Source organism: Cellulomonas xiejunii (assembly GCF_024508315.1).
Classification (GTDB): Bacteria; Actinomycetota; Actinomycetes; order Actinomycetales; family Cellulomonadaceae; genus Cellulomonas; species Cellulomonas xiejunii.
Genome location: NZ_CP101987.1, coordinates 965503 through 984230, shown reverse-complemented (window position 1 = coordinate 984230; position 18728 = coordinate 965503). Strand labels below are relative to the sequence as shown.

The following is an 18728-nucleotide window of genomic DNA, read 5'->3' as shown; positions in this document are numbered from 1 at the left end:
GCCATCGTAGGCCCTGGTCCGGCGCTCCCCGGCACGCCGCCCCACCCCGTGCGACGAGGGCGTCACCGTGCCGCCGTGCCCGCCGCGGCCGCCGCCGACACGTCGCCGCGCACGATCGCGTCGATGAACTGCCGCGCCCACGTCATCACCTCGCGCCCGTGCAGCGGCTTGCCGCCGACGCGGGCCGTCGTCGGGAACGGCACGAGCACCGTGCGGACCGCCGGCTTGAGGACCGAGCCGGGGTACAGCCGCTTCAGCCGCAGCTGCGCCGACTCCGGCAGCGACACCGGCGCGAAGCGCACGAACCGGCCCTGCGCCGTGACGTCCGCCAGGCCCGCGGACCGGGCGTGCAGGCGGAACTGCGCCACCTCGAAAAGGTTGTCGACCGCGGCCGGCACGGGCCCGTAGCGGTCCACCAGCTCGGCGTGGACCTCGCGCAGCATCGCGTCGTCGGTCGCCGCCGCGATCTTGCGGTACGCCTCCAGGCGCAGCCGCTCGTGCGCGATGTAGTCGTGCGGGACGTGCGCGTCCACCGGCAGCTCGATCGTGACGTCGGGCTGCTCCTCGGTCTGCTCCCCGCGGAACGACGCCACGGCCTCCCCGACCATCCGCACGTACAGGTCGAACCCGACGCCCTCGATGTGCCCCGACTGCTCGCCGCCGAGCAGGTTGCCCGCACCGCGGATCTCGAGGTCCTTCATGGCCACGGCCATGCCGGCGCCCAGGTCGGTGTGGGCGGCGATCGTCTGCAGCCGGTCGTGCGCGGTCTCCGTGAGCGGCACCTCCGGCGGGTACAGGAAGTACGCGTACGCGCGCTCGCGCCCACGGCCCACCCGCCCGCGCAGCTGGTGCAGCTGGGAGAGCCCCAGCCGGTCGGCACGCTCGAGGATCAGGGTGTTGGCGTTGGAGATGTCCAGGCCCGTCTCGACGATCGTCGTGCAGACCAGCACGTCGAACTTCTTCTCCCAGAAGTCGACGATGACCTGCTCGAGGCGGTGCTCACCCATCTTCCCGTGGGCCACCGCGATCCGGGCCTCGGGGACGAGCTCGTTCAGCCGCGACGCGGTGCGCTCGATCGAGTCGACCTTGTTGTGGACGAAGAACACCTGCCCCTCGCGCAGCAGCTCACGGCGGATCGCCGCCGAGATCTGCTTCTCGTCGTACGGGCCGACGAACGTCAGGACGGGGTGCCGCTCCTCCGGCGGGGTCGCGAGCGTCGACATCTCCCGGATCCCGGTCACGGCCATCTCGAGCGTCCGCGGGATCGGCGTCGCGCTCATCGCGAGCACGTCGACGTTGGTGCGCAGCGCCTTGAGCGTCTCCTTGTGCTCGACGCCGAAGCGCTGCTCCTCGTCGATGATGACCAGGCCCAGGTCCTTGAACCGGATGCTGCCGGTGATGAGGCGGTGGGTGCCGATGACCACGTCGACCGACCCGTCGGCGAGCCCTTCGACGACCTCCGTCGACTCCTTGGCCGTCTGGAAGCGCGACAGCGCCTTCACGTTCACCGGGTACGGCGCGTAGCGCTCCGCGAACGTGTCGAGGTGCTGCTGCACCAGCAGCGTGGTCGGCACGAGCACCGCCACCTGCTTGCCGTCCTGCACGGCCTTGAACGCCGCCCGCACCGCGATCTCGGTCTTGCCGTAGCCGACGTCGCCGCAGACCAGCCGGTCCATGGGGACCGTCTTCTCCATGTCGGCCTTGACCTCGTCGATCGTCGCGAGCTGGTCGGGGGTCTCGACGTACGCGAACGCGTCCTCGAGCTCACGCTGCCACGGGGTGTCCGGCGCGAACGCGTGGCCGGGGGTCGCCATGCGCGCCGAGTACAGGCGGATCAGCTCGGCGGCGATCTCCTTGACCGCCTTGCGGGCGCGGCCCTTCGTCTTCTGCCAGTCCGAGCCGCCCATGCGGTTGAGCGTGGGAGCCTCGCCGCCGACGTACTTGGTGACCTGGTCGAGCTGGTCGGTCGGCACGTAGAGCCGGTCGCCGGGCTGGCCCCTCTTCGAGCTCGCGTACTCGACCACCAGGTACTCGCGCGTGGCGGCCGACGCCCCGGAGCCGATCGTGCGCTGCACGAGCTCGACGAACCGCCCCACACCGTGCTGCTCGTGGACGACGAAGTCACCGGGCCGCAGCTGCAGGGGGTCGACGACGTTGCGCCGCCGGCTCGGCATCCGCCGCATGTCACGCGTGCTCGACCCCGCCCGGCCCGTGAGGTCGGCCTCGCTGAACACGGCGAGGTGCAGGGCCTCGTGGACGAAGCCGGGCCCGACGGGTGCGGGGACGACGAGCACGACGCCGCCCTCCGGCTCGTCGTCCACCGTCGCGACGAGCCGCGCGGGCACGTCCGCCGCGCGCAGCTGCTCGACCATCCGCTGGGCCGGGCCGTGTCCTTCGGTCGCGAGCACGAGCCGCCAGCCCTGCTGCTGCAGCCGGTGCACGTCCTCGACGGCACGGGCCACCTCCCCGCGGTACCGCTCGACCTCGCGCGCGGCGACGACCAGGGTGCGCACGTCCGACGCGGCGGCCGGGCCGTCGCCCGTCGGCGTCTGCTCGCCCGTCACGGCGTCGGCGTCGAGCGTGAAGCCCGACAGCGTCCACCAGCCGAGGGACCGGACGGCCGCCAGCGCCCGGACCTCCGCGAAGGAGGCGAACGACGCGGCGGACAGGTCGAGCGGGACGGCGGCACCGGCCGCGGCCGACGTCCACGCCGCCTCGAGGAACTCGTGGGTGGTCGCGACCAGGTCGTGCGCGCGGCGGCGCACGCGCTCGGGGTCGACGACCACCAGCAGGGACTCGTCGGGCACGAGGTCCAGCACCGGCACCATGCGCTCGACCAGCACGGGCGCGAGCGACTCCATCCCCTCGACCGCGATGCCCTCGGCCAGCCGGTCCAGCATGTCCAGCGCCCCGGGCAGCTGCTCGCGCAGCGACGCGGCCCGCGCGCGGACCGCGTCCGTCAGCAGGATCTCCCGGCACGGCGGCGCCCACAGGCCCTGGTCGGCGACCTCGAGGCTGCGCTGGTCGGCGACGGAGAACCAGCGGATCTCCTCGACGTCCTCGCCCCACAGCTCGATGCGCAGCGGGTGGTCCTCGATCGGCGGGAAGACGTCGAGGATGCCGCCACGCACGGCGAACTCCCCACGCCGCTCGACCATGTCGACACGGGTGTACGCCGCGTCGACCAGCCGCTGGGAGAGGTCCTCGAGGTCCACCGTGTCACCGGCGTGCACCTCGACCGGGACGAGCTCTCCCAGCCCCTCGACGACCGGCTGGAGCAGCGCGCGCACGGGCATGACGAGGACCCGCACCGGGCCGGACGGGCCGTGCTCCGGGTCCGGGTGCGCCAGGCGGCGGAAGACGGCCAGCCGGCGCGCGACCGTGTCCGAGCGCGGGCTCAGCCGCTCGTGCGGCAGGGTCTCCCAGCTCGGCAGCACGGCGACGTCGTCGTCGGGCAGGTAGCACCGCAGCGCGGACGCGAGCTCGTCGGCGTCGCGGCCCGTGGCGGTGACGACGACGAGCGGGCGGCCGGTCCCCGCGGCGCCGTCCTGCACCGTCGGGTGCGCGCCGGCGAGCGCCGCCAGGAGCGGGGGGCGGACGCCGGCAGGACCGACGACGTCGAGCTCGCCCCGCGCGCGCACGGATGCGACCGCCTCGGCAGCGGCGGGGTCGGCGAGGAGGGCGGGCAGGAGGCCGGTGAGGTCCATGGGGTCCTTCGGGCAGCATGATCGCCACCCTCCCGAGGGGCCGGGGGGTGATCCGGAAAGCGCACCCATTCTACGGAGCCGCGGGATGTCGACCGCGGCGCGCGCGTTTCACCCGCCGCGGGTGTGGGCGCGGCGGCCGCCCGCTGCCAGTGTGGATCGACCGGGTTGCCCCGGTTTCGTCCTGACCGGGGGGGTGGGCGATGCGGGTCTCCGTCGCGCAGCGCCGCGCCAGCACGTCGCCGCCCCCGTCGCGCACGCCAGGGGGACGATGTTCACGCAGCTGCTGAGACGGGCGCGCCTCGTGACGGCGGGCGGCGCACCCACCGACGACCCGCCCGAGGGCGGCACCGTCGTCCGTGCGCCCGCGGCGCCCCACGGCGACGCCCCGCACGCACGCCGCGAGCGCCTCCGGACCAGCGCGCTCATCCTCATCGCGTACCTCCTGTCGCGGGTGGTGGTGCTCGGCGCGGTCGAGGTCGCACGCCGCCAGCAGGGCCTCGACTGGTCCCGCGCGTTCGCGCCCTGGGACGGGCCCTTCTACGTCGCGATCGTCGAGCACGGCTACCCCGGGTTCATCCCCGAGCCAGGTCAGGGGCACCTGGCCACGGCCGCCTTCTTCCCCCTGTTCCCGATGCTGGTCCGAGGGCTCTCCGACGTCACGGGCGCCCCGGTGGTCGCCACCGGCGTCGTCCTCAACACGCTGCTCGGTGGCGTCGCCGTCCTCGCGGTCCACGCCGCCGGCCGCGCCGTCCTCCCCGCACGCACAGCGTTCCTCGCCGCGCTCGTGGTCGTCGCCATGCCCGGGTCGGCGACGTTCTCCCTGTTCATGTCGGACCCGCTGCTCGTCGTGCTCGCCGCGTCCTGCCTGCTGCTGCTCGCACGCCACCGCTGGACGTCCGCCGGGCTCGTCGCCATGGCGGCCACGGCAACGCGTCCGAACGCGCTCGGGCTGGTCGCCGCCGCGGCCGTCGCGTCGTTCCTGGCACTGCGCCGCGACCGCGACGTGCGGAGCCTGGTGGCACCCGCCCTCGCCCCTCTCGGCGTGCTGGGGTACTGGGGGTTCCTGTGGTGGCACACCGGGCGACCGGACGCGTGGTTCGTCGTCCAGGAGCGCTTCTGGCACCAGGGGCTCGACTTCGGGATCGAGTTCGCCTACATCGTCACGGGGTTCTCCGAGCTGGTGCACGACCACACCTACCTCGTGATGTGGGCCGGTTTCTTCTGGCTGGCGCTGGCGGCCTGGGCGGTGTGGCGCGGTGCGCGCATCCCCGCGGTACCGGCGACGTACACGCTCGTGCTGCTCGCCCAGATGCTCGCGTACAGCGGGGTCGGCCCACGGCCGCGGTTCCTGCTGGCGGCGTTCCCGCTCGTCTGGCTGGTGGTCCAAGCACTCCGGGAACGCGCCGTGGTCGCGCTGTGCGGCGTCCTGCTGGTGACTCAGGCTCTGGTCGCGTGGGCGTACGCCTCGCAGTACGTGATCCCGTGAGGGACCGGGGCGGCCGCCTGTCCGGCACGGGGGCGAGGCGGACCGCCGGGAAGGCACCGACGCGGGCCGGGGACTTTCTTCACCCGTACGAGTGATCCCTCGTTGTCCCACATCGCGCCGTCTGTCCTTATGTGACATAGGTCACGTTCTGACGTCCAACATGTGGGACGTGGACATCTGTCCGCCTTCGGCCCCTCGCTGAAATGGACAGACGTACAGAACCCGGGCACTTCGGCCGGGAGCGGCGGCCCCGGTGGCGGCTGCTGGTCACAGGACGCCGGATGACCTGCGCAATCGCACGTGACCGGCACCACCCGCGGGAGTGAGCCCGGACCCGACGAGGGGGCCCCTTCGGGCGCACGCCGTCGACTGCGGCGACCCCGCTCGACGAGCCTCTCGCACCCTCCGGACCGGGATCAGTGGGCGGTCCGAGACCTTGCGGAGCGCCTCAAGGCCTGTGGAACACTCACGGACCAGTAGGCCAAGAGGCTCAACGCGTCGTTCACCCGATCGGCTCCCAGGACAGTCTCTCCTTTCCCCGGAGGCCCCCCATGGCCGCACACTCGCTGCCCACTGGGCGTCGTGCCCGACGTCCCGACCGCTCGCGGAGCCGTCCGGAACGGTCCGGTTCTCGCCGAAGCCGCGTAAGGCAGACCGTCGCGCTGGGTCTCACGGCGGCGTTCGGGCTCAGCACCCTCGTCGCCTCGGGACAGGGCGCAGCAGCGGCCACCAGCTACGAGCTCGGGTCGACGGTTCTGCAGGACAGCTTCTCGCGGACGGTCGCCACTGGTTGGGGGACCGCGACGAGCGGCCAGACCTACTCGGCGGACAGCGCCGTCGGTGCGTCGGTGGCCTCGGGTCGTGGCCAGATGTCCCTCGCCCCCGGCCGCGCCGGGCAGGTCGTCGCCTCCGGCACCTCGGTCGCCGACGCCCGGTCGGCGGTCACCGTCTCGGTCGACAAGCTGCCGACGGCCGGCAACGGGGCCTCCGCCACGCTCCAGCTGCGCGGATCGGGCTCGACGACCGGGTACCGCGGGACGCTGCGCTTCGGCAAGGACAACAAGGTCAGCCTCAAGCTCGAGCGCTCCAACGGGGGTGACGTCGTGCTCGTGGCGGACAAGCTCCTGCCGCAGCGCGCCACGTCGACCTCGACCGCGTTCAGGTTCGAGCTCCAGGTCACCGGCAGCTCACCGGTCTCCGTCGCGGCACGGGCGTGGCCCGTCGGCACGACCGCTCCCAGCTGGCAGGTGCTCACGGAGGACTCGAGCTCCAAGCGGATCTCGAAGGCCGGCACCGTGTCGGTGCGCGGTGGCCTGTCCGGCTCGACGGCAGCCATGGCGCTGCGCTTCGACGACCTCCTGACGCGCACCCTCGTGCCCGTGACCACGACGCCGTCGGCCACCCCCACCCCGTCGGCCAGCGCCGCGCCGAAGCCGACGAGCACGCCGAGACCGACCACCACCGCGACGCCCACGGCGAAGCCGACGGCGACTCCGACGCCGTCGCCCACGCCCAAGCCGACCGCGACCGCGGCACCTGTCCCGACGCCCGCACCGGCCGCCGCCTACGGCTCGGCAGCCGTGGGCACGACCACGTACGCCGTCCCGGCGAACGCGGTACACGTCGAGCCGCGCGGTGACAGCAAGGGAGACGGCTCGGCCGCCTCGCCCTACGGCAGCGCGGCGACGGCGCTGTCGAAGGCGCCCAACGGCTCGACGGTCGTGCTGCACGCCGGCACGTACCACGAGAGCGTCCAGGTGCCGTTCTACCGCGCTCTGACCATCCAGTCCGCGCCCAACGAGGCGGTGTGGTTCGACGGCTCGCGGGTCGTGTCCGGCTGGCAGAGGTCAGGCAGCACCTGGTCGGTCGGCGGCTGGGACGTCGAGTTCGACAACCGTGTCTCCTTGAGCGCCGGCAAGGACGAGTCGAGCCGCTACATCGACCCGGCCTACCCCATGGCCGGTCACCCCGACCAGGTCTGGGTCGGCGGCACCGAGCTGACCCAGGTCGGCTCGGCGGGCGCGGTCACTGCGGGCACGTTCTTCGTCGATCGGGCGGCCGACCGCCTCGTCATCGGCACGGACCCCAGCAACAAGGAGGTGCGCGCCAGCGTCCTCCAGAAGGCGATCCAGATCCAGGGCGCGGGCACGACCCTGCGCGGCATCGGCGTGCAGCGTTACGGCGACCACGCCGCCGTGCTGGGTGTCGTGAGTGCCGAGGTGCCGGACGTCACGCTGGAGAACGTCGTCGTCCGCGACAACGCGAGCATCGGCGTCTACGCCTGGGCCAAGGGCGCGAAGTTCTCCCGCATCACGGTCACGGACAACGGGCTGCTCGGTTTCGTCGGCAGCAAGACCGACGACATGGTGATCACGCAGTCACTGTTCGCGCGGAACAACTCCGAGCACTTCAAGGCGGAGCCGGCCTCCGGTGGTGTGAAGCTGCACAACTCCACCAACGTCACCGTGGACCACTCGGTCTTCCAGGCGAACGTGACACGAGGCCTGTGGTTCGACATCGACATGCGCAACTCGCGCGTCGTCCACAACACGTTCACCCAGAACGGCGGGGACGGGATCGAGATCGAGTTGAGCAAGAACATCGTCGTCGCCAGCAACTACATGCACGGCAACGGCGAGTCCGGGCTCAAGATCTTCGACTCCAGCGTCATCGAGGTCTCGAACAACATGTTCACCGGCAACCGGGTCTACGCCATCCGCATGCTGCAGGACGAGCGCACGAGCACCAACCCGGAGGTTCCCTACGTGCTGCGCGACGTGTCGGTGCGCAACAACGTCCTCGTGGCCGCGCCGGGATCCACCTCGGTGATCCAGGTGCACGACTTCACGGAGAGGGCGAAGGCCGCAAACCTCGGGATGGCCTATGCCGGCAACCTCTACTACCGGCCCAGCGCCGCGAACCCGTCCCGCCTCGTCCAGTGGACGGACGGGCCGAACCTGCGGTCGTACAGCACCCTCTCCGAGTTCAGTGCCGCCACCGGCAACGACCGGTCCTCGAAGCTCGTCGAGGGCTCGGCGATCGTCGGCAGCGACCTGCGCCTGAACGCCACCGGCAGGTCGGCGGCGCAGGGCGTCGCCGTCGCCGTGACGGACAAGGTCGCCCAGGCGCTGGAGGTGACGTACGGCTGGACGGGGCTCGGCCCGCTCGAGGCTCCGCAGCAGTGACGCACCCGCAGTGACGTGACGGGGATGGTCGGTGTCCGACAGGACACCGACCATCCCCGTCACGTTGTCGGCCCGGACGACGCGCGCCATCCGGCCGACCGCCCACGAGATGTGACCGTCTTCGGGTGGTGCCGGATATCACCCCGCCCAAAGCCACCCATTCGGGCGCATACCGCCCGCCGTGGCACATGGGCCGTGAGACGATCGGAGCCGGTCGTGCGTGAGGAGCGTCACCACATGGAGCTCGACGAGTACCTGCTGGCCCTGCGCAAGCGGTGGTTCGTCATCGCCGTGCTCGCGGTCGTCGGTGGAGCACTCGCCTGGGCCTACGCCCAGTCGATCACCCCGGCGTACCGCGCATCCGCGAGCGTCTTCGCCTCCGTCAACGAGGCGAACTCCGCCAACGAGCTCGTCCAGGGCTCGACGTTCGTCCAGAACTCCGTGACGTCGTTCGGCCGGCTCGCCAGCATGCCGGCCGTCCTCGATCCCGTCATTGACGAGCTGGACCTCGACACCACCGCGAAGGCGCTCAGCTCGCGCGTCACCGCCAACAACCCGCTCAACACCGTCATCCTCGAGATCTCGACGACCGACCCGGATCCGGGCCTCGCAGCGGCGATCTCCAACGCGGTCGCGCGCCAGCTCGCCGTCACCGTGCAGGACCTCTCGCCGCGCACCGAGACCGGGCAGAGCGCGATCGAGCTCACCCTCGTCGCCCCTGCTGTGGCGCCCGCGGTCCCCTTCGAACCGAACACGCGGTTCCTGACCGCGTCGGGGATGGCGGCCGGCGCCGTGCTCGGCGTCGCGCTCGCGCTCCTGCTCACGGTCCGCGACACCCGGCTGCGCACGGTCGGCGACGTCGAGCGGGTCGGTGGGCTGCCGATCCTGGGGACCATCGTCCGCACCCGGTCGGCCCGCACCGCGTACACCACGGTCCGGACCATGCCGGGCACACCGCGCGCCGAGGCGTTCCGACGGCTGCAGGTGAACCTCCAGTACCTCGAGACCGGGCACCCGCTGCGGACCGTGGTCGTCACGTCCGCCATGGCGGGCGAGGGGAAGACGTCGACGTCGGTGAACCTCGCGTCGGCGGTCGCCGAGAAGGGTGTCCGCGTGCTCCTGGTTGATGCGGACCTCCGCAAGCCTGCGATCGCCGATGCGCTCGGCCTCGAGGGCGGCGCCGGCCTCACGACCGTGCTCATCGGGCGTGCCCGCCTCGACGACGTCGTGCAGACCTGGGGCATGCCGAACCTCCACGTCCTCACAGCCGGGGACCGCCCGCCGAACCCCAGCCAGCTGCTTGACTCCCCCGCGATGCAGAGGCTGCTCGAGGACGCCGCGCAGGCGTACGACCTCGTCGTCATCGACGCCCCACCGGTGCTGCCGGTCGTCGATGCCGCACTCGTCGCCCGCCGCAGCGACGGGGTCCTTCTCGTGACCCGCCTGCGCTCGACACGCCGCCAGCACCTGCGCGGGGCGCTGGCCGCGCTCGAGCGCGTGGGCGCGACCTGCCTCGGCGTGGTCGCCACGAACGCCCCGGACGAGACGGGCAAGCGATACGGCAAGGCCGATCCAGCGGCGCCGACGCAGCGCCGCGGACGACGACGCGGCGCGACCATCCCCCGCGGACGGGGGTCGGGCGCCACCCCGGCCGTGCCCGGCACGGTGGCGCCCGACGGGGTGACACCTGACGCGGCGACACCCGACGCGGGGGCTCCCGACGCGGGGGCTCCCGCCTCCGAGCACGCGATCGCCGGGGCGGCACCCACCGGTGCCGACGTGGCCTCTCCGGAGGCCGGAGGCCCCGCAGCCACCGCCGAGGTCGACGGCCGGGCCGGGCCGCGTGGCGCGGAGCCCGGCGACGCCGCGCTGACGAGCGGACCCGACGCGGTGCGGGCGAGCGGCCAGCGGTGACGGTCGACGCGCCGGGGCGCGCCCGGGCTCCGCTGCGACCCCACGTCCAGCTCTACGACCAGGCCCGGACCGCCCACCTCGAGCGGCAGGCCGCCGACCCGCGGCTCACCCTGCTCTACGCAGCGCGGCGGTACGACTTCGACGACCGGCTCGCCGAGCGGCTCGACGCTCGGCGCACGAGCACCCTCGATGCCGCGCGCCTGCTCTGGCGGTCGGACGTCGCCGTCCTCGAGATCACCGAGCCTGCCTTCCTCGCGGGCGTGGTGCGTGCCGCGACGTGCCTGGCTGCGCTGCGGCTGCGCCGCGTCGTGCGACGTCGACCTGTCCCGCGGATCGTCGCGTACGCCATCGCCAACAATGACCCGCGCAACGAGTACCGGCCGCGGTCGGTCCGCGCGCGGATGACGTTCCGCGCCAAGTGGCGGCTGTCGTCCGTGGTCGTGCGCTCGGTGGACCGCCTGGTCTTCGGCACGCCGCAGGCCGAGGAGACGTATCGCGTGCTCTACGGTCCTCCGCGCCCCCGCCAGGCGACGCGCACCATCCCCGCCCTGCCGACGGCCTGCTCCTGCCCGCCCGCCACGCGCCCCAGCGGCATCGTCTTCCTCGGCGCCTTCGTCGAGCGCAAGGGTCTCGCCGTGCTGCTCGACGCATGGCCCACGCTCGCGCAGCATCCCGGGACGACGCTGACCATCGTCGGCAAGGGAGCGCTCGAGGACCAGGTCCGCGCGCTCGCCGAGAAGGACGACCGGATCCGCGTCGTCGTCGACCCGCCGCGGGCGCGGATCCACGCCGAGCTCCAGGCCGCTGCCGTCCTCGTCCTGCCGTCGCAGGAGTCACCGACGTGGCGCGAGCAGGTCGGGCTCCCGATCGTCGAGGCGCTCGAGCACGGATGCACGGTCGTGACGACGGACCAGACGGGACTCGCACCGTGGCTGGCCGAGCACGGCCACCGGGTCATCCCGGCGAGGGGGACGTCCGCCGACCTCGGTGCCGCTCTCCTCGACGCGCTGCTCGAGCCCGTGCCCCGCGCCGACGTGCTCGCGTCCCTGCCCGCCCAGGACGGCCGCGAGGCGGCTCACGAGTGGATGTTCGCCGGCTCCCCGCGTGACTGAACGCGCCGGCGGGCGTCGTCGCCCACCCACCAGGCCCCGAACCCGAGCCCGAGGAGCAGGACCAGGTTCATCGCCGACGACGCGAACGGGCTGAAGAGCAGGTCCCAGAAGAAGCGGATGCCGAGGGCGAGGCCGAGGGCGACACTCGTCGACGCGCCGATCCCCCGTGCGGTGTGTACCGCGACGAGCACCGCGAGCACCACGGCGAGGAGCAGGCCTGCCGCACCTGACCATGCCCAGAGGTTGCCGACGACGGAGTGCAGCTCGATCTGGCCGCCGAACATGTAGTTCTCGACGTACCCGTTGTTCGGCTCGTACCCGACCGAGGCCATCCCCTCCTTCGCCACGAGGATGTCCTCGCTCGTCAGGAGCGTGCCGCTCCCGAACCCGATCGGTCGGTCGGCGAGCAGGTACCGGAACGCGCCGATCTCCGGCCGGCCGCCGAGCAGGACGGAGCCGGACTGGTCGATCTGCGCCTGGGTGCGCACCTGGGTCGCCTCACCGAACGCACCGTCGAGGATGAGCGCCTGGACGAGCCAGTACACCCCCATGCCGAGTCCGAGGACGAGCGCCCCGGCACGCAGACCCGACGCCCGCCGTGAACCGGTCGACGGCCGCCCCTCCCACAGCATGACCACGGCGACGATGAACAAGATCGCGAACGCCGATCTCGCGTCGTTGATGGCATGCACGGCGCTGATGACGAGCGCCGCGGTCACCTGCACCCACCGCCGCCCCGACCACCACGCCAGCCCCAGGACGACGATCGTCACCGGCGTCGCGAAGCCGAACTTCCAGGGGTTGTCCGCGAACGCCCCGCCGGCCGACACGGTCGCCAGCATGGCGAGGCCGAAGCACGCCGTCAGCAACGGCGGAGCCACCTGACGGCACGCCCACACGAGGAACCCGGCGAACACGGGCAGCCCGACGACGAGGAGGCTGTTGCGGACCGCGATCGTCGTGTTCGTCGGATGGTCGGCCGCAGCGTGCGCGGTGAGCCAGAACCCGGTGACGACCGCGAGCACCGAGGCCGTGGCGAGCCACCGGTAGCCGATGACGGACCAGGCCGCGCGCCACCACAGCGGCGCGAGCGCGAGGCACAGCAGCAGCCCGATCGTCACACCCTGCGCGAGGTCGACGCGGGCGCCGACGAGGACGGTGCCGACGACCGCGAGGCCGCGGTGAGCCGGGAGCCGCCAAGGCGGTGCGTCCTCAGCGGTGCGTTCCATCGGCTCTCCCGCTCTCTCCGCACCGTCCCGACGGGTGCGCCGCACCACTCTGCCATCGTCCGCCGGGCACGTGGCCCCCTCCTGACCCGCTCCGGGCACCCCGCAGCGCCGGGCGCTCCGTGGCACCCGGCGCCTCGGGCCTGCCTCAGGTCGCCCGGGTGACCGTGAGCCCATGCACCCGGATTGCGACGGGCGCGTTCGTCGACGTGCCGCTGAGCAGCCCGTCCACACCGACCCCACCGGCGTCCTGGAGCTCGGGCGTCGCGTCCGTCGTCGTCACCTGCCACGTCGTGGGCTCAGGCGTGCCCTCCTTCCACGTCCGCAGCCGCAGCGTCGTCGGCTCCGCACCGACCGCCTGGAAGCGGACGTTCAGCCGCTCGTCGGGTGCCAACGTCGCACCTTCGACGTTCACCTGGGCGAGGATCGTCTCGCGCGGGGCCACGCGGGTCACGACCAGGTTGAGCGCCCCGGTGGACTTCACCCAGACCTGACCCCGGTACATGCTCGACCAGCTGCCCGACCGGGCGGTGAGGGCGACGAACGTGCCTCCCCCGTCACCGAGGCGGTCGAGCGACACCTGCCCGAGGACGTCGACGTCCCGCGCCGACAGGTCCGCCCAGCGGACGCGCGGCGTGGCGCCGGGCGTGAGCGCCTGCAGCGTCCCGACGCCCGGGCTGACGGCGTACTGCGTCGCCGACCCGAAGTGCGACCACGCGCCACCTGCAGCCGACGCGCCCCACCCGGTGGCGAGCGTGCGGTCGAAGACGTCCTGCGCGAGCGGCCCCGCCGGAGGCTCCTCGACGGGCGGCTCCTCGACCGGGGGTTCCTCCGTCGAGGACGCGGTGACCGTCACCTCCTTCGAGGTCGTGTCCGTCCCACCGCCGGGAGCGGTCACCGTGAGCGACACGACGTACGTCCCGGCTGCGGCGTAGGTGTGGTCCGCCTGCGCGCCGCTGCCCTGGCTCCCGTCCCCGAAGTCCCAGGCCCATGCCGTGACAGGCTCGTCACCTGCCGTCGACGCGGACCCGTCGACGCTCACCGTCAGGCCGAGCGCCGCAGCCTCGAAGGCCGCGACCGGGGCGGCCAGCGGGTCGTCCACCGGCGACGTGACCGTCACGTCGTGGGTCACCGAGGCGGTCGCGCCCCTGTTGTCGGTCACCGTGAGGGTCACCGGGTAGGTGCCGTCGGCGGCGTACGCGCGCGAGGCCTGCGGGCCCGCCACGGCAGGCGAGCCGTCGCCGAAGTCCCACGACCAGGCGATCACGGTCCCGTCCGGGTCGGCAGACGCTGCTCCGTCGACCCCGACGGACAGGTCCGTCGTCGTCGAGGTGAACGACGCCACCGGCGCCTGGTTCGGCACCGCCGAGCCCGGCTGACCCGCGAACAGCTCGTCGATCGTCACCCGCACGGGCGCGTTCGTCACCCCGCTGGCCAGGCTGGTGTCAATGCCGACCGCCCCCGCGTCCTGCAGCTCCGCGGTCGCGTCCGTCGTCTGCAGCTGCCAGGCGGCGGGCTCGGTGGGCCCCGTCCACGCCTTGAGGCGCAACGCCGTCGGGTTCGCCCCCTCGGTGCGGAACCGCACGTTCAGCGGCGCCCCGGGGGTGAGCGTGAGACCCGGCACGTTGACCGCGGCGAGGGTCGACTCCGAGCCCGTGATCCGGGTGAGCAGGAGCGTGACCGTGCCGTCGGCACGCACCCAGACGCGTCCGCGGTACAGGCTCGCCCAGGCGCCGCCACGGCTGGTGAGCGCGACCGAGGTCCCGCCCCCGTCGGCGATCCTGTCGAGGGAGAACTGGACCGTCTGGTCCGAGTCCGTCGCGGAGACCGAGCGCAGCTGCGTGCGCGGGGTGGACGCGGTGCTCCCGATGGTGATCCTGCCGGTGCCGTCGGCGACCGCGTACTGGCTGGCGCTGCCGAAGTGCGTCCACGCGCCACCCGTGTCCGCCGTGCCCCACCCCGTCGTGACCGACCGTGTGAAGCTGTCGTGGGCCCACACGGTCGGGGCGGCAGCCTCGACGTCGTGGCTCACGGTCGTCTCCGCGCCGTGGTTGTCCCGCACGGTGAGGCTGACGGTGTACGTGCCGGCAGCGGCGTACGCGTGCTCGGCCGTGACGCCGGTGCCGTGCGCGCCGTCCCCGAAGTCCCACGCGTAGGCGACGACCGATCCGTCGGGGTCCGTCGACGCGGACCCGTCCACGGCGAGTCGCAGGAACGACATGGTCGGGGTGAACGCGGCGACGGGTGCGGCGTTGGCCGTGACGACCACGCTCGAGGTGGTCGTGCCGGTCGCGCCCCGGTCGTCGGTCACGGTCAACCGGACCGTGTACGTGCCCGGCCCGGCGTACGTGTGCGTCGGCGCCTCCTGCGTGGACGTCGCGCCGTCCCCGAACTCCCACGCGTACGACGCGACTGTACCGTCGGGATCCGACGTGCCGACCGGCGCGAACGCCACGGCGAGCGCCGACGGCTGGGCGACGAAGCCCGCCACGGGAGCCTGGTTGGGCGCGACGGTGACGTCCTGCGTCATGGTGGTCGCCGCACCGTCCCGGTCGGTGACCGTGAGCGTGACGGCGTACGTACCGCCCGTCGCGTAGGAGTGCGTGGCCGTCGCACCGGTGCCCGTGGCACCGTCACCGAAGCTCCAGGAGTACCCGACGAGCGCGCCGTCGGGGTCCGTCGAGGCCGAGGCGTCGACCGCGACGTCGAGGTAGCTCGCGGTCGCGGTGAACGCCGCGACCGGAGCTGCGTTGGCCACGGTCACGGACTGCTGCCGCGCGCTCGTGGCGCCCTTGTCGTCCGTCACCGTGAGCGTCACGGTGTACGTGCCGGCGAGGTCGTACGTGTGCGCCGGCGGCGCCACCCCCACGGCCGTCGTGCCGTCACCGAGGTCCCAGGCCCACGACGCGACGGAACCGTCCGTGTCCGCGGAGGCGGACCCGTCCAGCGTGAGCGTCCGACCCGTGAGGGTCGCGTCGAAGGCCGCCTGCGGCGGCAGGTTCGGCGTGGTGCCGGTACGTCCGAGCCCGGCGTGCAGGACCGCGTCGCTCGCGGTGAGGGGCCGCGAGTACACGGCGACCTCGTCGACGCCACCCGCCAGCGAGGCGGACGTCGATCCCCACGTGGCTCCGTTCGCGACCCGCCAGTACCCCGTGTACGTCTGGGCGCCGACCTGCGGGTTCGTGCCGACGGGCTCACCGTCGACGTACAGCACCATGCCGTCCGGGCCCTGCGTCGCGAGGACGTGGTGCCACTGCCCGTCGTTGTACGGCTGCGGTGACGTGACGGTGTTCGCCGTCCCGGTCCACGCACCGAACACGAGCCTGCCGTCGTCCTGCAGGTAGACGTGCCGGTCGTTGTCACCGGCCGTGCCGGTCTGCCGGCTGCCGAAGCCGACGAGCTTCCCACCGCGAGTGCTCGTGGTGGAGAACCACGCCTCCAGCGAGTAGGCGCGCGGGTTCTCGAAGGTGGCCGTGGTGGCGGCACCCCCCGTTCCCTCGACGAACTGCGCAGACCTGTTCGCGTCATGGGCGGCGAGAGCACCGCCGTCCTGGCGGGTCCATCCCGTCCCGGTGAGCGTGCCTGCGTTGCCGTACGGGCCGGAGTCGGTGAGCGACGTGCCCGTCGCCTCGTCGAACCGCCAGAAGAGCTCGGGGTCGGCGGCGTAGACGGCGGCGCCGTAGGGGTCTGCGGGAGCGGCCGGCACCGCCGGCGCGTACCCGGCCGCGGTCACGTGGGAGCGGATCTCCTGCGGGGTGAGGACCCGCGGGTAGACCGCGACCTCATCGACGCTGCCGGCGAAGTAGTCGCTCGACCCGCGGTTGGGCCAGCTGGTGGTGACGTCACCGCCGATCCGCCAGTGGCCGCTGTACGCCTGCCCGAGCGTCGTGTCCGTGCGCTGGGCGACGCGCCTGCCGTCGACGTACAGCTGCATGCCGCCGGATCCGAGCGTCGCGACGACGTGGTGCCACGCTCCGTCGTTGTACGAGCCGGCGGACGTGATCGTGCGGGCGGCGCCCGGGTAGACGCCGAAGGTCAGACGACCGTTGCTGGCCATGTAGACGTGCCGGTCGTACGAGCCGGACGCCCCGGTCGCCCGGTTGCCGTAGCCGATGATCTTGCCGCCGGTCGTGGACGTGGTGCGGAACCATGCCTCGACCGAGAAGACGTTCGGCGCCTGCGCCGCCGTGCGCGTGGCAGCAGTTCCCGCCGTCGTCCCGGGGAACGTCGCCGCGGTGTCCGGGTCGCCGACCGGGGCACCTGCGGCGCCGCGGGAGACGCCCGCCGTCGTCGTGAGGTCGTTCGTCCCCGTCCAGTCGTAGACGGCCGTGCCGCTGGGCTCACCGAACCGCCAGTAGGAGCTGGGCTCGTCGGCGAGCACCTGACGGGCGTAGTCGCTCACGGGTGCGTCGCTCACGGTCACGGTGAACCAGTCCGACATCGACGCGTTGCCCCACGGGTCCGTCGCGATGACGCGGTAGCGCTGCGACGAGCCCGGAGTCACCCCCTTGTCGACGAAGGACATGGAGGGCTGGGACCAGAAGGGTGCCGTAACGGTCTGCGTGTGGATCGGCGGCGTCGAGGTCGACTGCCGGTAGAGGTCGTAACGCACCGTGGCGTCGTCCTTGTCGGGGTTCCCGGGCCACGTGAGGCGCACCTCGCCGCTGGCGTAGGACAGGCCGCCGAGCACGAAGGCGCTGCCCTTCGCGGTCGGACCGATCTTGTTCGGCGCAGCCGAACGGTCGGCGAACCGCACGAGGCCCTGCTGACCCGCGCCGTTGACCCGGGGGAACTCTCCACCGAAGAGGACGTAGCCGCCGGCCCTCGTCACGGTCCACGGGCCCTGCTCGGCGCCCGTGTAGGTGCCGGGCGTGAAGCTCGGGTACCACTCGAGGAACTCCGGGCGCGGGGTGCCCGGGTGGTCGGGGTAGTTGTAGATGTCCGCCGTGTTGACGCCCCGGACGTCGTTCGTCACGGCCGTGCCGTGGTAGATGGTCCACGGCTGCGTCTGCGGGAAGCCGCCGCTGTTGCCGCAGTAGTGGTGGTGGCTCGCGATGTAGACCACGTCGCCGGCGGGGGCCGCACCGTAGGAGTCGCCGTGGCAGTCCTCGATCCAGACCAGCTCACCGGTGTCCCACGACGCCTTGAAGACTCCTTCCAGCGTTCCGGACGAGGAGATGTGCCAGCCGGTGCCGTAGAACCCCGTCGCGTCGCTGCTGAGAGACGAGATCGCCGACTTGGCGCCCGCGTTGCGGATCCGCGCGGCGACGGGCAGCGGGAGGAGGGCACCCGTCGCGATGTCCAGGCGCGCGAGGCCGTAGCTCGTCGTGCTGACGCCGCCGACGCCGGTGAAGCTGCCGCCGATGACGAGCGACTGCCCGTCCGGCGCGACCTGGACCGCGTTCACCTGGTTGTCGTCCACGGCGGCCGAGAAGGGCTGCAACGCGCCCGACGTCGGGTTGACCGCAGCGAGCTTCTGGCGAGCCGCGCTGCCGACCGCGGTGAAGTTCCCGGCGATGTAGACCATGCCGTTCGGCGCGACCGTCACGGCTTTCGCGTACCCGTTGAGGCTCGGCGCCCAGGACTTGAGAGTGCCGCTGGGAAGGTCGAAGGCGGCTGCCCGGTTGCGGGTCTGACCGTTGACGCTCGTGAACGACCCGACGACGTAGAGCGTGCGGCCGTCCGCCGAGGCGACGAGGTCGTTCACCTGACCGTTGAACGTCGGCGCGAACGACGTGTTGAGGGCGCCGGTCGCTAGGTCGTACGCCATCATGTTCGCCCGCGCAACCGAGCCGGCACCGCCGAGGGCGACGCCGGGAGGCCGGGCGCTCGTGAACTCGCCACCCACGTAGACGGTCCCGCCGACCGCGGCCTGCTTCCAGACGACGCCGTCGATCTGCGCGGTGGGCAGGGCGTCGGCGCTCACCGTCTGGGGCAGCGGCGCGGGCTCGTCGGCGAGGGCCGGCGGGGCCCCTGCTGTCGCGATCCCTGCGGCGAGGAGTGTCGCGCTCACGGCGGTGGCGACACGCCGGTTGAGGACGCTCGTGAAGATGCGCATGGCAGGCCTCGATCGTACGGAACGGGCAACCACGCAGCGG

7 protein-coding genes are annotated in these 18728 nt (G+C 72.8%); 4 read left to right on the top strand and 3 right to left on the bottom strand.

The window, feature by feature from the left end; translation table 11 throughout:
• Nucleotides 1-62: 62 nt before the first annotated feature.
• The gene (gene mfd, locus NP048_RS04650; protein WP_227578322.1) at nucleotides 63-3707 is read right to left on the bottom strand and encodes a transcription-repair coupling factor; all 3645 of its coding nucleotides are present in this window, start codon (nucleotides 3705-3707) and stop codon (nucleotides 63-65) included.
• A 268-nt stretch (nucleotides 3708-3975) separates the two neighbouring features.
• Between mfd and NP048_RS04645 the strand changes: the two genes are divergently transcribed.
• From NP048_RS04645 to NP048_RS04630, 4 genes are all read left to right on the top strand, one after another.
• On the top strand, nucleotides 3976-5193 hold the full coding sequence (locus NP048_RS04645) for a hypothetical protein (RefSeq protein ID WP_227578321.1): 1218 nt from the start codon (nucleotides 3976-3978) through the stop codon (nucleotides 5191-5193).
• A gap of 869 nt (nucleotides 5194-6062) precedes the next feature.
• Nucleotides 6063-8378: a right-handed parallel beta-helix repeat-containing protein gene (locus NP048_RS04640; RefSeq protein ID WP_227578320.1), complete on the top strand. Its 2316-nt coding sequence runs from the start codon at nucleotides 6063-6065 to the stop codon at nucleotides 8376-8378.
• 216 nt (nucleotides 8379-8594) lie between these two features.
• Nucleotides 8595-10292: a tyrosine-protein kinase domain-containing protein gene (locus tag NP048_RS04635; RefSeq protein WP_256769448.1), complete on the top strand. Its 1698-nt coding sequence runs from the start codon at nucleotides 8595-8597 to the stop codon at nucleotides 10290-10292.
• On the top strand, nucleotides 10289-11404 hold the full coding sequence (locus tag NP048_RS04630) for a glycosyltransferase family 4 protein (RefSeq protein WP_227578318.1): 1116 nt from the start codon (nucleotides 10289-10291) through the stop codon (nucleotides 11402-11404). Before NP048_RS04635 ends, NP048_RS04630 begins: the two co-directional genes overlap by 4 nt.
• Here the strand turns inward: NP048_RS04630 and NP048_RS04625 are convergent.
• The gene (locus NP048_RS04625; RefSeq protein ID WP_227578317.1) at nucleotides 11368-12633 is read right to left on the bottom strand and encodes a hypothetical protein; all 1266 of its coding nucleotides are present in this window, start codon (nucleotides 12631-12633) and stop codon (nucleotides 11368-11370) included. The genes NP048_RS04630 and NP048_RS04625 overlap by 37 nt on opposite strands.
• Nucleotides 12634-12778: 145 nt before the next feature.
• Complete coding sequence (locus NP048_RS19310) at nucleotides 12779-18688, bottom strand: PKD domain-containing protein (RefSeq protein ID WP_284439724.1); 5910 nt, start codon at nucleotides 18686-18688, stop codon at nucleotides 12779-12781.
• Between the last annotated feature and the right edge of the window lie 40 nt (nucleotides 18689-18728).

Bases quoted from the DNA above. Each gene is read 5' to 3' on its own strand.
- NP048_RS04645 (WP_227578321.1), top strand. From the start codon at position 3,976: ATGTTCACGCAGCTGCTGAGACGGGCGCGCCTCGTGACGGCGGGCGGC.
- NP048_RS19310 (WP_284439724.1), bottom strand. From the start codon at position 18,688: ATGCGCATCTTCACGAGCGTCCTCAACCGGCGTGTCGCCACCGCCGTG.
- NP048_RS04640 (WP_227578320.1), top strand. From the start codon at position 6,063: ATGTCCCTCGCCCCCGGCCGCGCCGGGCAGGTCGTCGCCTCCGGCACC.
- mfd (WP_227578322.1), bottom strand. From the start codon at position 3,707: ATGGACCTCACCGGCCTCCTGCCCGCCCTCCTCGCCGACCCCGCCGCT.
- NP048_RS04625 (WP_227578317.1), bottom strand. From the start codon at position 12,633: ATGGAACGCACCGCTGAGGACGCACCGCCTTGGCGGCTCCCGGCTCAC.